The sequence below is a fragment of the Streptomyces sp. NPDC012769 genome (assembly GCF_042901205.1).
GTDB lineage: Bacteria > Actinomycetota > Actinomycetes > Streptomycetales > Streptomycetaceae > Streptomyces.
The window spans coordinates 418,226-433,611 of the sequence record NZ_JBIBCP010000004.1 but is presented as its reverse complement, the minus strand read 5'-3'; the positions used below and the strand labels follow the sequence as shown (position 1 = coordinate 433,611).

Annotated in this window: 17 protein-coding genes; all 17 read right to left on the bottom strand. The window is 69.3% G+C overall.

What is annotated here, in order from left to right; all coding sequences use genetic code 11:
* Nucleotides 1-15: 15 nt before the first annotated feature.
* Nucleotides 16-462: a DUF2550 domain-containing protein gene (locus tag ACFY7C_RS23245; protein ID WP_389654475.1), complete on the bottom strand. Its 447-nt coding sequence runs from the start codon at nucleotides 460-462 to the stop codon at nucleotides 16-18.
* A gap of 143 nt (nucleotides 463-605) precedes the next feature.
* A complete protein-coding gene (locus ACFY7C_RS23240; protein ID WP_389653789.1) occupies nucleotides 606-980 on the bottom strand; it encodes a F0F1 ATP synthase subunit epsilon in 375 nt (124 codons plus the stop codon).
* 112 nt (nucleotides 981-1,092) lie between these two features.
* On the bottom strand, nucleotides 1,093-2,532 hold the full coding sequence (gene atpD, locus ACFY7C_RS23235; protein WP_389653787.1) for a F0F1 ATP synthase subunit beta: 1,440 nt from the start codon (nucleotides 2,530-2,532) through the stop codon (nucleotides 1,093-1,095).
* Nucleotides 2,532-3,449 (bottom strand): F0F1 ATP synthase subunit gamma, encoded by a 918-nt coding sequence (locus ACFY7C_RS23230; protein ID WP_389653785.1) that lies wholly within the window; start codon nucleotides 3,447-3,449, stop codon nucleotides 2,532-2,534. The genes atpD and ACFY7C_RS23230 overlap by 1 nt, the downstream gene beginning before the upstream one ends.
* A 20-nt stretch (nucleotides 3,450-3,469) precedes the next feature.
* Nucleotides 3,470-5,065, bottom strand: a complete 1,596-nt coding sequence (gene atpA, locus ACFY7C_RS23225; RefSeq protein WP_389653783.1) for a F0F1 ATP synthase subunit alpha — start codon at nucleotides 5,063-5,065, stop codon at nucleotides 3,470-3,472.
* Between the two features lie 131 nt (nucleotides 5,066-5,196).
* Nucleotides 5,197-6,012 (bottom strand): F0F1 ATP synthase subunit delta, encoded by an 816-nt coding sequence (locus ACFY7C_RS23220; protein ID WP_389653781.1) that lies wholly within the window; start codon nucleotides 6,010-6,012, stop codon nucleotides 5,197-5,199.
* Nucleotides 6,009-6,554 (bottom strand): F0F1 ATP synthase subunit B, encoded by a 546-nt coding sequence (locus ACFY7C_RS23215; protein WP_356696693.1) that lies wholly within the window; start codon nucleotides 6,552-6,554, stop codon nucleotides 6,009-6,011. Before ACFY7C_RS23215 ends, ACFY7C_RS23220 begins: the two co-directional genes overlap by 4 nt.
* Before the next feature lie 41 nt (nucleotides 6,555-6,595).
* On the bottom strand, nucleotides 6,596-6,829 hold the full coding sequence (gene atpE, locus ACFY7C_RS23210) for an ATP synthase F0 subunit C (RefSeq protein WP_010474382.1): 234 nt from the start codon (nucleotides 6,827-6,829) through the stop codon (nucleotides 6,596-6,598).
* 89 nt (nucleotides 6,830-6,918) lie between these two features.
* Nucleotides 6,919-7,728, bottom strand: a complete 810-nt coding sequence (gene atpB, locus ACFY7C_RS23205) for a F0F1 ATP synthase subunit A (protein ID WP_389653779.1) — start codon at nucleotides 7,726-7,728, stop codon at nucleotides 6,919-6,921.
* Between the two features lie 225 nt (nucleotides 7,729-7,953).
* The gene (locus tag ACFY7C_RS23200; RefSeq protein ID WP_389653777.1) at nucleotides 7,954-8,367 is read right to left on the bottom strand and encodes a hypothetical protein; all 414 of its coding nucleotides are present in this window, start codon (nucleotides 8,365-8,367) and stop codon (nucleotides 7,954-7,956) included.
* A 262-nt stretch (nucleotides 8,368-8,629) separates the two neighbouring features.
* The gene (locus ACFY7C_RS23195; protein ID WP_389653775.1) at nucleotides 8,630-9,934 is read right to left on the bottom strand and encodes an MraY family glycosyltransferase; all 1,305 of its coding nucleotides are present in this window, start codon (nucleotides 9,932-9,934) and stop codon (nucleotides 8,630-8,632) included.
* Between the two features lie 117 nt (nucleotides 9,935-10,051).
* Nucleotides 10,052-11,311: a serine hydroxymethyltransferase gene (gene glyA, locus ACFY7C_RS23190; protein ID WP_389653773.1), complete on the bottom strand. Its 1,260-nt coding sequence runs from the start codon at nucleotides 11,309-11,311 to the stop codon at nucleotides 10,052-10,054.
* 303 nt (nucleotides 11,312-11,614) lie between these two features.
* Nucleotides 11,615-12,268, bottom strand: a complete 654-nt coding sequence (locus tag ACFY7C_RS23185) for a protein-tyrosine-phosphatase (RefSeq protein WP_389653771.1) — start codon at nucleotides 12,266-12,268, stop codon at nucleotides 11,615-11,617.
* The gene (locus ACFY7C_RS23180) at nucleotides 12,265-12,912 is read right to left on the bottom strand and encodes an L-threonylcarbamoyladenylate synthase (protein ID WP_389653769.1); all 648 of its coding nucleotides are present in this window, start codon (nucleotides 12,910-12,912) and stop codon (nucleotides 12,265-12,267) included. Before ACFY7C_RS23180 ends, ACFY7C_RS23185 begins: the two co-directional genes overlap by 4 nt.
* A 34-nt stretch (nucleotides 12,913-12,946) precedes the next feature.
* The gene (gene prmC, locus ACFY7C_RS23175; protein WP_345485624.1) at nucleotides 12,947-13,792 is read right to left on the bottom strand and encodes a peptide chain release factor N(5)-glutamine methyltransferase; all 846 of its coding nucleotides are present in this window, start codon (nucleotides 13,790-13,792) and stop codon (nucleotides 12,947-12,949) included.
* Nucleotides 13,793-13,892: 100 nt separating this feature from the next.
* Nucleotides 13,893-14,969, bottom strand: a complete 1,077-nt coding sequence (gene prfA / locus ACFY7C_RS23170; protein ID WP_389653766.1) for a peptide chain release factor 1 — start codon at nucleotides 14,967-14,969, stop codon at nucleotides 13,893-13,895.
* 96 nt (nucleotides 14,970-15,065) lie between these two features.
* A complete protein-coding gene (gene rpmE / locus ACFY7C_RS23165) occupies nucleotides 15,066-15,290 on the bottom strand; it encodes a 50S ribosomal protein L31 (protein ID WP_030761597.1) in 225 nt (74 codons plus the stop codon).
* Nucleotides 15,291-15,386: the final 96 nt, after the last annotated feature.

Below are 15,386 nucleotides of genomic sequence, written 5' to 3'. Positions count from 1 at the left end.
GGTCGGACGGCATGATCAGGCGACATTCACCCGCTGCCCTGGCGGCGCCGCCTCCAGCCAGGCAAGGAAGCCGGTGAGCGCGTCCTCGCTCATCGCCAGCTCCAGGCGGGTGCCCTTCACCAGACAGCCCTGGATCACGGAATCCGACAGCAGGGCCAGCTCCTCCTCGCCCTCCGGCATCCGGCGCTCCAGGACCTCGATGGCCGAGCGCTCCAGGATGCGGCGGGGGCGGGGCGCGTACGAGAAGACACGGAACCAGGCGATCTCGTCACCGCTGTAACGGGCGACCCCGTACACCCAGCCCTTGCCGGTGGAGTCCGGCGTCTCCGGCACGTTCCAGCGCAGGGAACAGTCGAAGGTGCCGCCGGCCCGCTGGATCAGTCTGCGGCGCAAGCCGAAGACGAAGAGCCCGATCACCACCAGTGCGACGACCAGCCCGCAGACAAGCAGCGCGAGGAACATCTTCACCGACCTCCTCGCCGCTTCCCGTAACCGGTGGACCCGGCCTGACCGAATACAACCTGCATATGCATCGCCTCAGCCGCGACACGGGCTGGAAAATTCCATCCGTGCCGCGGCTGAGGGCTGGCTCTCGGCGCGGTCCGCTAGCGGACCGCTACCGCGCGCAGCCGGACTTCGGCGCGCCGCTCGGCGGCGGCGTCCTCCTCGCCCTTGGCGCGCTCCAGCGCGCGCTCGGCACGCTGGGCGTCGATCTCGTCCGCCAGCTCGGCGATCTCCGCGAGCAGAGACAGCTTGTCGTCGGCAAAGGAGATGAATCCGCCGTGGACAGCGGCCACGATCGTGCCGCCCTCGCTCGTACGGATGGTCACCGGGCCCGACTCCAGCACACCGAGCAGCGGCTGGTGACCGGGCATGACGCCGATGTCGCCGGAGGTGGTACGCGCGATGACCAGGGTGGCCTCGCCGGACCAGACACTCCGGTCAGCGGCGACCAGCTCGACGTGCAGCTCAGCAGCCAAGGTTGGCTCCTCGGGTCACCACCCGGCGGTGCTGCCGGGTGTTGGGATCAATTCTAGTGGGCGTGAAGAGGGGGGCGGGACCGATCCCGCCCCCCTCAGGCGAGCACGGGGCTCAGGAGACGCCGAGCTCCTTGGCGTTCTTCTTGAGGTCCTCGAGACCACCACACATGAAGAAGGCCTGCTCCGGGAAGTGGTCGAACTCTCCGTCGCAGATCGCGTTGAACGCGGAGATCGACTCGTCGAGCGGAACGTCCGAACCGTCCACACCGGTGAACTGCTTCGCCGCGTGGGTGTTCTGGGACAGGAAGCGCTCGACACGCCGGGCGCGGTGGACAACGAGCTTGTCCTCCTCGCTCAGCTCGTCGATACCGAGGATCGCGATGATGTCCTGGAGGTCCTTGTACTTCTGCAGGATGCCCTTGACCCGCATGGCGGTGTCGTAGTGGTCCTGCGCGATGTAACGCGGGTCCAGGATCCGGGACGTGGAGTCCAGCGGGTCCACGGCCGGGTAGATGCCCTTCTCGGAGATCGGACGGGAGAGAACCGTCGTCGCGTCGAGGTGGGCGAAGGTGGTCGCCGGCGCCGGGTCGGTGAGGTCGTCGGCGGGGACGTAGATCGCCTGCATCGAGGTGATCGAGTGACCACGGGTCGAGGTGATGCGCTCCTGGAGGAGACCCATCTCGTCGGCCAGGTTCGGCTGGTAGCCCACCGCGGAGGGCATACGGCCGAGCAGGGTCGACACCTCGGAACCGGCCTGGGTGAAGCGGAAGATGTTGTCGATGAAGAACAGCACGTCCTGCTTCTGCACATCGCGGAAGTACTCCGCCATGGTCAGACCGGCGAGGGCCACGCGCAGACGGGTGCCCGGGGGCTCGTCCATCTGGCCGAAGACCAGCGCGGTCTTGTCGAGAACGCCGGCCTCCTCCATCTCGACCATGAGGTCGTTGCCCTCACGGGTGCGCTCGCCGACGCCCGCGAAGACCGACACACCCTCGTGCAGCTTCGCCACACGCATGATCATTTCCTGGATCAGAACGGTCTTGCCGACACCGGCACCACCGAACAGACCGATCTTTCCACCCTTGACGTACGGGGTGAGAAGGTCGACGACCTTCAGGCCGGTCTCGAACATCTCGGTCTTGGACTCGAGCTGGTCGAAGGCCGGGGCCTTGCGGTGGATGCCCCAGCGCTCGGCGTTCGCGACCGTGGACGCGTCCTCGTTGAGAACCTCGCCCAGGGTGTTGAAGACCTTGCCCTTGGTGACGTCACCGACGGGGACCGTGATGGCGGAACCCGTGTCGGTCACGACGGCCTGGCGCACCAGACCGTCGGTGGGCTGCATGGAGATGGTGCGGACCATGCCGTCACCGAGGTGCTGCGCGACCTCGAGGGTCAGCGTCTTGGTGCCCTCACCGGTCGGGTCCGGAACCTCGACGTTGAGCGCGTTGTAGATCTCCGGCATCGCGTCGACGGGGAACTCCACGTCGACGACCGGGCCGATGACCCGGGCGACGCGGCCCGTGGCGGCGGCCGTCTCAACAGTGGTCGTCATTACTTGTCACTCCCCGCGGTCGCGTCGGCCAGGGCTGCGGTGCCACCGACGATCTCGCTGATTTCCTGGGTGATGTCGGCCTGGCGGGCCGCGTTGGCAAGTCGGGTGAGGTTGGTGATCAGCTCACCCGCGTTGTCGGTCGCCGACTTCATCGCGCGCCGCGTGGCGGCGTGCTTCGAGGCCGAGGACTGAAGCAGCGCGTTGTAGATCCGGCTCTCGACGTAGCGCGGAAGCAGGGCGTCGAGGACGTCCTCCGCCGACGGCTCGAAGTCGTACAGCGGACGAAGCGTGTCCTGCTGGCCGGCCTCCTTCGCCACCTCGTCGAGGCTGAGGGGCAGCAGCCGGGCCTCGACCGCCGTCTGCGTCATCATCGAGACGAACTCGGTGTAGACGATGTGGAGCTCGTCCACGCCGCCCTCGGCCGTTTCCTTCTCGATCGCCTCGATCAGCGGCTCGCCGATCTTCTTGGCGTCCGCGTACGACGGCTCGTCCGTGAAGCCGGTCCACGTGTCGGCCAGCTTGCGCTCACGGAAGTTGAAGTGTGCGACGCCACGGCGGCCGACCACGTAGATGTCGACCTCCTTGCCCTCGCCCTCCAGCTTCCGGATGAGCTGCTCCGCCGCCTTGATGGCGTTGGAGTTGAAGGCGCCGGCCAGACCGCGGTCGCTCGTGAGGAGCAGGACCGCGGCGCGGGTCGGGTTCTCCGCCTCGGTGGTCAGCGGGTGCTTGTCGTTGGCGCCCGTGGCCACCGCGGTCACCGCGCGGGTGAGCTCGGTGGCGTACGGGGTCGACGCCTGCACCTTTCGCTGCGCCTTGACGACGCGCGAGGCGGCGATCATCTCCATCGCCTTGGTGATCTTCTTCGTCGCGGTGACGGATTTGATGCGACGCTTGTAGACCCGGAGCTGCGCTCCCATGAGTCAGGTCCCTTCCGTCGTCACTTCGAGACGTTGACGGCGGAGGCGTCGTCGCCGAGCAGCTTGCCGTCAGAGGTCTCGAACTGCTTCTTGAACTCCGCGATCGCGTCGGCGACGGACTGCAGCGTGTCGTCCGACATCTTGCCGCCCTCACGGATGGAGGTCATGAGGCCCGAGTGGTTCTGGCGCAGGTACGCCAGCATCTCGGCCTCGAAGCGACGGATGTCGGCGACCGGGACGTCGTCCATCTTGCCGGTGGTGCCGGCCCAGATGGAGACGACCTGGTTCTCCGTGGCCATCGGCTGGTACTGCGGCTGCTTCAGCAGCTCGACCATGCGCTGACCGCGCTCCAGCTGCGCCTTCGACGCGGCGTCCAGGTCGGAACCGAAGGCGGCGAACGCCTCCAGCTCACGGAACTGGGCCAGGTCCACGCGGAGACGGCCGGAGATCTGCTTCATCGCCTTGTGCTGGGCGGAGCCACCGACACGGGAGACCGAGATACCGACGTTCAGGGCCGGACGCTGACCGGCGTTGAACAGGTCGGACTCCAGGAAGCACTGGCCGTCCGTGATGGAGATGACGTTGGTCGGGATGAACGCCGAGACGTCGTTGGCCTTGGTCTCGACGATCGGCAGACCGGTCATCGAACCGGCACCCAGCTCATCCGAGAGCTTGGCGCAGCGCTCGAGCAGGCGGGAGTGCAGGTAGAAGACGTCACCCGGGTAGGCCTCACGGCCCGGCGGGCGGCGCAGCAGCAGCGACACGGCGCGGTAGGCGTCGGCCTGCTTCGACAGGTCGTCGAAGACGATCAGGACGTGCTTGCCCTGGTACATCCAGTGCTGGCCGATGGCCGAGCCGGTGTACGGGGCGAGGTACTTGAAGCCGGCCGGGTCGGACGCCGGGGCGGCGACGATCGTCGTGTACTCGAGCGCACCAGCCTCTTCGAGGGCCGCGCGCACGGACGCGATGGTGGAGCCCTTCTGACCCACGGCGACGTAGATGCAGCGGACCTGCTTGTTCACGTCGCCCGAGCGCCAGTTGTCGCGCTGGTTGATGATCGTGTCGACGGCCAGGGCGGTCTTGCCGGTCTGGCGGTCACCGATGATCAGCTGACGCTGACCACGGCCGACCGGGGTCATGGCGTCGACGGCCTTGTAACCGGTCTCCATCGGCTCGTGGACCGACTTGCGCTGCATGACGCCGGGCGCCTGCAGCTCGAGGGCGCGGCGGCCCTCGGTCGCGATCTCGCCGAGACCGTCGATCGGGTTGCCGAGCGGGTCGACGACGCGACCCAGGTATCCCTCACCGACACCGACGGAGAGGACCTCGCCGGTGCGCTGCACCGACTGTCCCTCCTCGATGCCGCTGAACTCGCCGAGGACGATCGCACCGATCTCGCGCTCTTCCAGGTTCAGCGCGAGGCCGAGGGTTCCGTCCTCGAACTTCAGCAGCTCGTTCGCCATGGCCGAGGGAAGACCCTCGACCTTCGCGATACCGTCGCCGGCCAGGCTGACCGTGCCGACCTCCTCGCGCGAGGCCGCGTCCGGCTGGTACGACTGGACGAAGTTCTCCAGCGCGTCCCGGATCTCCTCCGGCCGGATCGTGAGCTCCGCCATCTGGGTTCCCTGCTCTCCTTGTTGGGCCCGAAGTTTCTTAGGGGGTCTGGGGGCCGACCCCCAGGAATCTTCTGCAATCTCTGCACGGCCCAACCGGGCCGCTGGTCATGCTTCTTGAGTTGTGGCCGAGGTCAGCCGGCCAGTCGCCGGGTCGCCTCGTCGAGACGCTCGGCGATGGTGCCGTCGATGACCTCGTCGCCGACCCGCACCGAGATCCCGCCGAGGACCGTGGGGTCCACGTCCAGGTTCAGGTGCATCTGGCGGCCGTACAGCTTGGCCAGCACGGCGCCGAGGCGCTGCTTCTGCCGGTCGCTGAGCGGCACCGCCGAGGTGACGACGGCGACCATCCGGTCCCGGCGCGCCGCGGCGAGCTTGGACAGGGACTCGAGTCCCGCTTCCAGGCTACGTCCCCGGGGCTGGGTCACGAGACGGACGACCAGGCGCTCGGTGACGGTGTCGGCCTTGCCGCCGAGCAGGCTGCGCAGCAGCTCGCCCTTGGCGGAGGCCTTCGCGGTCTTGTCCGTCAGCGCCGAGCGGAGCTCGGTGCTGGAGGAGACGATCCGGCCGAAGCGGAACAGCTCGTCCTCGACGTTGTCGAGGCTGCCCGCCTTCTGGGCGGCGGTGAGGTCGGCGGTGTTCGCCAGCTCCTCGGCCGCGTCGACCAGGTCGCGCGACTGCGACCAGCGGGAGCGGACCATCCCGGAGACCAGGTCGACGGTCTCGCCGCCCACCTGACCGGACAGGAGTCGCTGCGCGAGCGCGGCCTTGGCCTCGCCCGACTGCGCCGGGTCGGTCAGGACCCGACGCAGCGACACCTCGCGGTCGAGCAGCGCGGTGACGGCAGCCAGCTCGCCCGCGAGCTTGCCGGCATCCACCGACGTGTTGTCGGTCAGCGCGTCGAGGGCCTCGCGTGCGGTGCCCAGTGCCTCGCGGCTCGCTCCGTTCATCGGACGGCCTCGGCCTTCTCCTCGAGCTCGTCGAGGAAGCGGTCGATGGTGCGGCTCTGGCGGGCGTGGTCCTCGAGGGCCTCGCCGACCAGCTTCGCGGCCAGGTCGGTGGCGAGCTTGCCCACGTCCTGACGCAGCGCGGCGGACGCGGCCTTGCGGTCGGCCTCGATCTGGGCGTGACCGGCCGCGATGATCTCCTCGCGCTGGCGCTGGCCTTCCGCCTTCATCTCCTGGATGATCGCGGTGCCCTGCTCCGTCGCCTCCTGGCGGAGACGCGCGGCCTCGTGGCGGGCCTCGGCGAGCTGAGCCTTGTACTGCTCCAGCACACTCTGAGCCTCGATCTGGGCCGACTCGGCCTTCTCGATGCCACCCTCGATGGCCTCGCGGCGCTCGTCCAGAACCTTGTTGATGTTCGGGAGAAGCTTCTTGGCGAGGAAGCCGAAGACGATGACGAAGGCGATCAGGCCGATGACGAGCTCGTCGAGATGCGGGATGAGCGGAGGCTGCTCCTCCGCCGCTGCCGCAAGAAGCAGAGCGTTCACATCAGTGCCTTCCGTAAAAAGGTATGGGCTGTCGGTCCGGCTTACTTGTAGACGAAGCCCATGACGATGCCGATGAGGGCGAGCGCCTCACAGAAGGCGAAACCCATGATCTGGTTGGTACGGATCAGGCCGGCCGCCTCGGGCTGACGGGCGAGGGCCTGGGTGCCGTTACCGAAGATGATGCCGACGCCGACGCCGGGGCCGATGGCCGCGAGGCCGTAGCCGATCGAGGCGACGTTTCCGTTGACGGCGGCGAGAGTCTCGAGAGCGGACATGCCGGTTCTTCCTTCTCTTTCAAGGACCCGGTGGGGGTTGGCCACCGGACGACTGTTGGTAAGGGGGGTGGTGCTGCTGCCGGGCCGGCTCAGTGGTGCTCGGAGAGCGCGCCCTGGACGTAGCTGCAGGCCAGGAGGACGAAGACGTACGCCTGGACGGCCTGGATGAAGAGCTCGAAGGCGGTCATGATGATGACCATCACGAACGAGGCACCGGCGTAGACGAAGCCGATCTCGTTCATGAGGTAGTAGGTCGCCAGCGAGAACATCACGATCAGCAGGTGACCGGCGAACATGTTCGCGAACAGTCGGACCGCGTGCGTGAAGGGCCGGATGAGCAGGTTCGAGAAGAACTCGAGGACGACGACCAGAGGAAGGATCGGGCCGAGCGACTTGTCGTAACCGGTGATGTTCTTCCAGCCGCCGACGAAGCCGTGCTTCTTGAAGGTCAGCGAGATCCAGAGCACGTAGACGATCAGCGCGAGGGCCGCCGGGAAGGCGATCAGCGAGGTGACCGGGAACTGCGCGAGCGGGATGATGGACCAGAGGTTCATGATCCACACGAAGAAGAACAGGGACACCATCAGCGGGACGTACTTCTCGCCGTCCTTCTTGCCGATGATCTCGTAGACGATGCCGCGGCGCACGAAGTCGTAACCGGCCTCGCCGACCATCTGCATCTTGCCGGGAATCAGCTTGGGCTTGTTGAAAGCGGCCCAGAAGAAGCCGACGACCACGATCGAGCCCAGAAGCGCGAGCAGCATCGGCTTGGAGAAGTCGAAGCCGCCCACGGAGAAGATGGGCTCGTACATGAACGTGTGCAGGCCCGGCGCCGGGAAGCCGCATCCAGTGAAGATGTGGCAATCCGGGTCGAAGGCAAGCGTCTGGTCAGCACTCACCGCGGGCTCCTTCAGCGTGGCGCATAGGTACGGCAACCTCGTTGTGTCGGCGCGGCACGCAGCCGCGGGTCGGCACTGGACTGGTCTTACGGATAAGGGGGCGGCGGTTCGGCATCGAGCCTCGCGCTGGGACAGGCGCCGCTTCGGATGCCCGCGCCCGCAGTGCCGCAGTTGGCACCGGACGATAGCAGGAAGCCGAACGCGCCTTTATCCCGGCCCTACCCTTCACGACTTCGGCCCCGTGTTCTCGGGGTCGACGTACATGATCTTGGCCTTCATATAGGCCCGGGCCTGGGCGGCGACCCACACGATGGTCGTGGCGAGCAGCGTGAAGGCGAAGGCCTTGAAGTCGAACGCCGAGGTGTCCTTCAGCAAGGCCAGGAAGATGAAGAGGACCAGCAGCTGGGCCGTGTAGAGCATGAGCCCCATGGCCTGGAACAGCTGCGGAAGCTTCTTCGCCGTCCGCTGCAGAACCACCAGCCCGATGCCCATGAAGAGGATCACGACCGCGGTGCCGATGACGGCGCCGAGCGCGCCCTTGCCACCGACGACCACACCGCTGACGACCGTGGCGATGGCGCCGACGGCTGCGGTGGGAACGGCGGTGTGCAGCAGGGTGCGTGCGTCGTTGGACGGCATGGCGGTGTCTCCGCTTGCTGGAGGGGGCGATGGTGTCGTCATGGACGAGCGTAAGCCCGGTCCGAGGTGGGTCTCGGGGCCAACGGACCGTCGCACTACGGTCCTTCGGCACTGTCGCCGGGTCTCGTGAACCGTATCACAAACTATTTGAATAGGTCTTTACCCAGAGGGTGTGCCAACTGTCACACGTGAGAGCTACTGCGCGCGTGTGTGCACGGCGTCGGGGCGTCCTGTCTGGTAATGGAGCGAGATGGGGTTTTCGTCAACCCCGCGCCCCGGCCTTACTCCGGTCGGAGAACCGGGAACGGTGACCGATGGCGGTCGCCCCGTTGACCCCGGCGGGCACGGGCGTGCGCTCCTCCTCGGCCGGCAGGGCCTCCTCGGGAGCCGGCACGACCTTGCGGCGCCGGTAGCGCGGCGGCACGACCGCCTCCGCCCAGCGGGGCGCCCGCGGCGAGAACCGCGGCAGCAGGAGCAGCACCAGACCGACCGCGCTCAGGAAGACCACCGCGAGGACGATCCACATCGACGTCGAGTGGACCGAGTAGGCCAGCGTCCCGAAGGCGATCAGCGCCGACCAGAAGTACATGATCAGCACCGCTCGGCTGTGCGAGTGCCCGATCTCCAGGAGCCGGTGGTGCAGATGCCCCCGGTCCGCGGCGAACGGCGACTGGCCGTTCCACGTGCGGCGCACGATCGCGAGCACCAGGTCGGCCATCGGGATCGCGATGATGGTCAGCGGCAGCAGCAGCGGGATGAAGACCGGCAGGGCGGCGTGGGTGGCCGCCTTCGTCGAGCCCTCGAAGATCTTCAGCGCGTCCGGGTCGACCTGGCCCGTGATGGAGATGGCCGAGGCGGCCAGGATCAGACCGATCAGCATCGAGCCCGAGTCGCCCATGAAGATCCGCGCCGGGTGCATGTTGTGCGGCAGGAACCCCAGGCACATTCCCATGAGGATGGCCGCGAAGAGGGTCGCGGGGGCGGCCGCCTCGATCGTGTAGCCGAACCAGATCCGGTACGCGTAGAGGAAGAAGGCGGCGGCGGCGATGCAGACCATGCCGGCGGCGAGACCGTCCAGACCGTCGACGAAGTTCACCGCGTTGATGGTGAGGACGACCAGCGCGACGGTCAGCAGCGTGCCCTGCCACTGGGTGAGGGCGACCGTGCCGACACCCGGGATCGGCAGCCACAGGATCGTCAGACCCTGGATCACCATCACGCCGGCCGAGATCATCTGCGCGCCCAGCTTGATCAGCGCGTCCAGCTCGAACTTGTCGTCGAGGACACCGATCAGCCAGATCAGCGCGGCGCCGGAGAGCAGCGCGCGGGGCTCGTTGGACAGCTCGAAGACGCTGTTGAGGTTCTGCAGGTGGTCGGCGACGAGAAGTCCCGCGCACAGCCCGAAGAACATGGCGATGCCACCGAGCCGCGGAGTCGGTTCTCGGTGTACGTCGCGGGCGCGGATCTCCGGCATCGCCCCGGTCGCGATGGCGAACTTCCGCACCGGACCGGTCAGCAGATAGGTCACCGCGGCCGTGACACAGAGCGTCAGCAGGTAATCACGCACGGGCTGCCCCACAGGAATCGCTGGCCATCTCAGCCCCACACCCTAGCCGGGCCGTCCCCATGGTCGAGGACATCCGGAAGGCCGGAAACGGTTCCCCGGCCTTCGCGAGCGGCCTCTTCACCGCCCATACGGGGGTCCATACGGAGGAAATCGCCCGGCAAGCTCCCGTACCCGTGCCCGTACCCCGGCCGTCTCCTCCGGGTCGTCCCGCAGTGCGGCGGTGAACAGCGCGGCGATCCTCGCCATCTCGGGCGCCCCCATCCCCTGGGTGGTGACGGCGGCGGTGCCGAGCCGGATGCCGCGCCCGTCCCCGTACGGCAGCGCACAGGTGTCGAGCACGATGCCGGCGGCGGCGAGCCGGGAGCGGGCGGTGCGGCCCTCGACGCCGAGCGGGGCGGGGTCGGCGGTGATGAGGTGGGTGTCCGTGCCGCCGGTGGTGACCGCGAACCCCTCGGTCGCGAGGGCGGCGGCGAGGACCCGGGCGTTGTCGACCACCCGATGGACGTACGCGCTGAAGGCCGGGGTGCCGGCCTCGCCGAAGGCCACCGCCTTCGCCGCGATCGTGTGCATCTGCGCGCCGCCCTGGGTGAACGGGAACACGGCCCGGTCCACCCGGTCGGCGAGCTCCGCCCCGCACAGCACGAGCCCGCCGCGGGGGCCGCGCAGCACCTTGTGGGTGGTGCCGCAGACGATGTCCGCGTACGGGACGGGGCTCGGGGCCGCGCCGCCGGCGACCAGGCCCAGGGGGTGGGCGGCGTCGGCGATGAGATAGGCGCCCACCTCGTCGGCGATCTGGCGGAAAATCGCGTAGTCAGGGTGACGCGGATAGGAGATGGAGCCGCAGACGATCGCCTTCGGCCGGTGGTGCCGGGCGAGCGCGGCGAGCTGCTCGTAGTCGATGAGACCGGTCTCGGCGTCGACGCCGTAGGGGACGAAGTCGAACCAGCGGCCGGAGAAGTTCGCGGGCGAGCCGTGGGTGAGGTGCCCGCCGTACGCGAGCCCCATGGCGAGCACGGTGTCCCCGGGCCGCAGCAGCGCGGCGTACGCGGCGAGCACGGCGGAGGATCCCGAATGCGCCTGTACGTTCGCGTGCTCGGCCCCGAAGAGCGCCTTGGCCCGGTCGACGGCGATCCGCTCGGCCGCGTCGGCGTACTCGCACCCGCCGTGGTGCCGGGCGCCGGGATAGCCCTCCGCGTACTTGTTGGCGAGCCGCGACCCGAGCGCGGCGAGGACGGCCCCGGAGGTGAAGTTCTCCGCGGCGATCAACTGCAGACTGTCCGCCTGCCGCCGCGCCTCCCCCAGCAGCACGTCGGCGACCTCGGGGTCCTGACGGCGCAACACGTCGAGCTCGTCTTCGGGGGGTGCGGTGACCGGCATGGCGGGACTCCGGACGTCGAGTGTGACCAGAAATCCACTGTAGACACCGCCCCCCTCCACCGCTCCCCCACTGCGCCAACCGGGCCCACCGCCCTCGTGAGCCTTGGCGCCCTCGTGGGCCCTGCCCCGACCTCAGTGCTTGGCCGGCACCCCCGTCAGCGCCGTCACCACGGGGTCAAGCGCCTGCGGGAGCCCCTTCCCCCACGCGCCCCTCGCACTGCTCGGCCCCGAGGGGCCTCTCAGGCTTCGGGACGCTGCGCCGGCCTCCGACCGGCGGACGCGGGTGCGGCGCACGACCCGACCTCAGTGCTTGGCCGGCACCCCCGTCAGCGCCGTCACCACGGGGTCAAGCGCCTGCTGGATCTCGTCGCCGATCGAGCGGAAGAAGGTGATCGGGGCGCCGTACGGGTCGTTGACCTCGTCCGCGTCGACCGAGGGGGCCAGGAGCCATCCGCGGAGCGCCGCGGCGGCGCGGACCAGGGCGCGGGCGCGGTCGACCGTGCCGTTGGCGCCGAGGGGGTCGGGGAGGGTCGCGGGGTCTATCGCGCGGACGAGGCGGGTGAACTCCTTCAGGGTGAAGGTGCGCAGGCCCGCCGAGTGGCCCATCGAGATGACCTGCGCGCGGTGGTCGCGGGTGGCGGTGAGGACCAGGTCGGCGCGGATGACGTGCTCGTCGAGGAGCTCGCGGCCCACGAAGCCGCTGGAGTCCGCGCCGAAGTCCGCGAGGACCAGCTCCGCGTTGGTCTCCATCGGGGCGCCCTCGTGGCCCCACGTGCCCGCGCTCTCCACGATGAGGCCGCCGCCCAGCGGGTCGCCGAGGCGGTCGATCAGGGCATGGCGGGTCAGCCGCTCGGTGATCGGCGAGCGGCAGACGTTGCCGGTGCTGACGTGGAGGATGCGGAAGGTACTGCCGTCGTGCTCGTGCCCCGCTATGCCACGCCCCTCAGGGGCGGTCAATTGGCCACCTCGAGGTCGGGTACCACCTTCCGGAGCTCTTCCGCCGTCAGCGCGCCCTCGCGCAGCAGCACCGGCACCTTGCCCGTCACGTCGACGATGGACGAGGGCACGTTGCCGGGCGTCGGGCCGCCGTCGAGGTAGACGGAGACGGAGTCGCCGAGCATGCCCTGCGCCGCGTCGCAGTCCTCCGGCACCGGGTGCCCGGCCGAGTTCGCCGCGGAGACCGCCATCGGGCCGACCTCCGTGAGCAGCTCGATGGCGACCGGGTGCAGCGGCATCCGGATGGTGACGGTGCCGCGGGTGTCGCCCAGGTTCCACTGGAGCGAGGGCTGGTGCCGGGCGACCAGGGTCAGGGCCCCCGGCCAGTACGCGTCGACGAGCTCCCAGGCCTGCTCGGAGAAGTCCGTGACCAGCCCGTGCAGGGTGTTCGGGGAGCCGATCAGGACCGGCGTCGGCATGTTCCGGCCGCGCCCCTTGGCCGCGAGCAGGTCCGCGACGGCCTCCCCGCTGAAGGCGTCCGCCCCGACCCCGTACACGGTGTCGGTGGGAAGCACGACCAGCTCGCCGCGGCGTACGGCGGACGCGGCCTCACGCAGACCCGTGGCACGGTCCGTCGCCTCGTTGCAGTCGTATCGCCGAGCCATTACTCGCCTGCCTCCTCGTACGCGTCGTGCCGGGTCATGGGGTCGCCTTGCGGGCGGTCGCGAAGCGCGGCCGGTTGTTCAGGTCGGGGTGGTCGGCGGCGTCCGCCCAGCCGGCCTCCTCGTTGAAGATCCACGGCACCTGGCCGCCCTGGGTGTCCGCGTGCTCGACGACGACCAGCCCGCCGGGGCGCAGCAGCCGGTGCGCGGTGCGCTCGATGCCCCGGATGGTGTCGAGGCCGTCCTCGCCGGAGAACAGGGCCATCTCCGGGTCGTGGTCGCGGGCCTCGGGCGCCACGTACTCCCATTCGGTGAGCGGGATGTACGGCGGGTTGGAGATCACCAGGTCGACCTGCCCGTCCAGTTCCGGCAGCGCGGTCAGCGCGTCGCCCTGGTGGACGGTGACGCGCGAGCCCTCGGCGTTCTTCCGGGTCCAGACGAGCGCGTCGTCGGAGAGCTCGACGGCGTGCACGCGCGAGCGCGGCACCTCCTGGGCCATGGCGAGCGCGATGGCGCCGGAGCCGGTGCACAGGTCGACGATGAGCGGCTCGACGACGTCCATGGCCCGTACGGCGTCTATGGCCCAGCCGACCACGGACTCGGTCTCGGGGCGCGGCACGAAGACGCCGGGACCCACCTGGAGCTCCAGGTAGCGGAAGAACGCCCGGCCGGTGATGTGCTGGAGCGGCTCGCGCGCCTCGCGGCGCGCGATGGCCTCCCAGTAGCGGGCGTCGAAGTCCGCGTCCTTGACGTTGTGCAGCTCCCCCCGCTTGACGCCGTGCACGAACGCGGCGAGCTCCTCGGCGTCGAAACGCGGTGAGGGAACGCCGGCGTCGGCCAGCCGCTGGGTGGCCTGGGCCACCTCGGCAAGCAGCAGGTTCACGCTGGTCCTCCGTGGTGCGGGGTGCGGGGTGGGGCTTGGGGCGGCCGGCGCGGCGGCCGAGCCGCGCCGGGGTGACGGGCGGAACCGTACGCGCCGGGCCTTACGCGCCGGACAGCTTGGCCGCCGCGTCGGCGTCGACGCAGGCCTGGATGACCGCGTCGAGCTCGCCGTCGAGCACCTGGTCCAAGTTGTACGCCTTGAAGCCGACCCGGTGGTCCGAGATGCGGTTCTCCGGGTAGTTGTACGTGCGGATCTTCTCGGAGCGGTCGACGGTGCGGACCTGGCTGCGACGGGCGTCGGCGGCCTCGGCCTCGGCCTTCTCCTGCGCGGCGGCGAGGAGCCGGGAGCGCAGGATGCGCATGGCCTGCTCCTTGTTCTGGAGCTGGCTCTTCTCGTTCTGGCAGGAGGCGACGATGCCGGTCGGCAGGTGGGTGATGCGGACGGCGGAGTCGGTCGTGTTGACGGACTGGCCGCCGGGGCCGGACGAGCGGTAGACGTCGATGCGCAGGTCGTTGGCGTGGATCTCGACCTCGACCTCCTCGGCCTCCGGCGTGACGAGCACACCGGCCGCGGAGGTGTGGATGCGGCCCTGCGACTCGGTGGCGGGCACGCGCTGCACGCGGTGCACCCCGCCCTCGTACTTCAGTCGCGCCCAGACGCCCTGGCCGGGCTCGGTGGCCCCGTTGCCGCCCTTGGTCTTGACGGCGACCTGGACGTCCTTGTAGCCGCCGAGCTCGGACTCGGTGGCGTCGATGAGCTCGGTCTTCCAGCCGACGCGCTCGGCGTAGCGCAGGTACATGCGCAGCAGGTCGCCGGCGAAGAGGGCGGACTCGTCGCCGCCGGCGCCGGCCTTGATCTCCAGGATGACGTCCTTGTCGTCGCTGGGGTCGCGCGGGACGAGCAGCAGCCGCAGCTTGTCGGTCAGCTCCTCGCGCTGCTTCTCCAGCTCCTTCACCTCGGCGGCGAAGTCCGGGTCGTCGTGCGCCAGCTCGCGGGCGGTCTCGATGTCGTCACCGGTCTGCTTCCAGGAGCGGTAGGTGGCGACGATCGGGGTCAGCTCGGCGTACCGCTTGTTCAGCTTGCGCGCGTTGGCCTGGTCGGCGTGGACCGAAGGATCGGCGAGCTTCTTCTCGAGGTCGGCGTGTTCGCCGACCAGTTCCTCGACCGCCTCGAACATCGGGGGCTCCTGGTTTTCGTAAGTTGCTACGGGACGGCAAAGCGCCGGTCCCGGCCGCCCCGCGCAGGGGCAGCCGAAGACCGGCGCAGTGGCTCGCTACTTCTTGGCGGAGCCGGCAGCCTTGCCGAAGCGGGCCTCGAAGCGGGCCACGCGGCCGCCGGTGTCGAGGATCTTCTGCTTGCCCGTGTAGAACGGGTGGCACTCGGAGCAGACCTCGGCACGGATGGTGCCCTCGGTCAGGGTGCTACGGGTGGTGAACGACGCGCCACAGGTGCAGCTGACCTGGGTCTCGACGTACTCGGGGTGGATCTCGCGCTTCAAGGTGTCTCCTAGTTTCGGGAGGGCTCCGGGTCGCCGTGCGGGATGCACCTGCGTGAACCGGGGCCGACGTACCAGTCTGCCAGGACCGGCCGCATC

Excerpts from the sequence above, each read along its gene's own strand:
- ACFY7C_RS23245 (WP_389654475.1), bottom strand. The coding sequence starts at position 462 with ATGTTCCTCGCGCTGCTTGTCTGCGGGCTGGTCGTCGCACTGGTGGTG.
- atpD (WP_389653787.1), bottom strand. The coding sequence starts at position 2,532 with ATGACGACCACTGTTGAGACGGCCGCCGCCACGGGCCGCGTCGCCCGG.
- ACFY7C_RS23230 (WP_389653785.1), bottom strand. The coding sequence starts at position 3,449 with ATGGGAGCGCAGCTCCGGGTCTACAAGCGTCGCATCAAATCCGTCACC.
- atpA (WP_389653783.1), bottom strand. The coding sequence starts at position 5,065 with ATGGCGGAGCTCACGATCCGGCCGGAGGAGATCCGGGACGCGCTGGAG.
- ACFY7C_RS23220 (WP_389653781.1), bottom strand. The coding sequence starts at position 6,012 with ATGAACGGAGCGAGCCGCGAGGCACTGGGCACCGCACGCGAGGCCCTC.
- atpE (WP_010474382.1), bottom strand. The coding sequence starts at position 6,829 with ATGTCCGCTCTCGAGACTCTCGCCGCCGTCAACGGAAACGTCGCCTCG.
- ACFY7C_RS23200 (WP_389653777.1), bottom strand. The coding sequence starts at position 8,367 with ATGCCGTCCAACGACGCACGCACCCTGCTGCACACCGCCGTTCCCACC.
- glyA (WP_389653773.1), bottom strand. The coding sequence starts at position 11,311 with ATGCCGGTCACCGCACCCCCCGAAGACGAGCTCGACGTGTTGCGCCGT.
- ACFY7C_RS23180 (WP_389653769.1), bottom strand. The coding sequence starts at position 12,912 with ATGGCTCGGCGATACGACTGCAACGAGGCGACGGACCGTGCCACGGGT.
- prfA (WP_389653766.1), bottom strand. The coding sequence starts at position 14,969 with ATGTTCGAGGCGGTCGAGGAACTGGTCGGCGAACACGCCGACCTCGAG.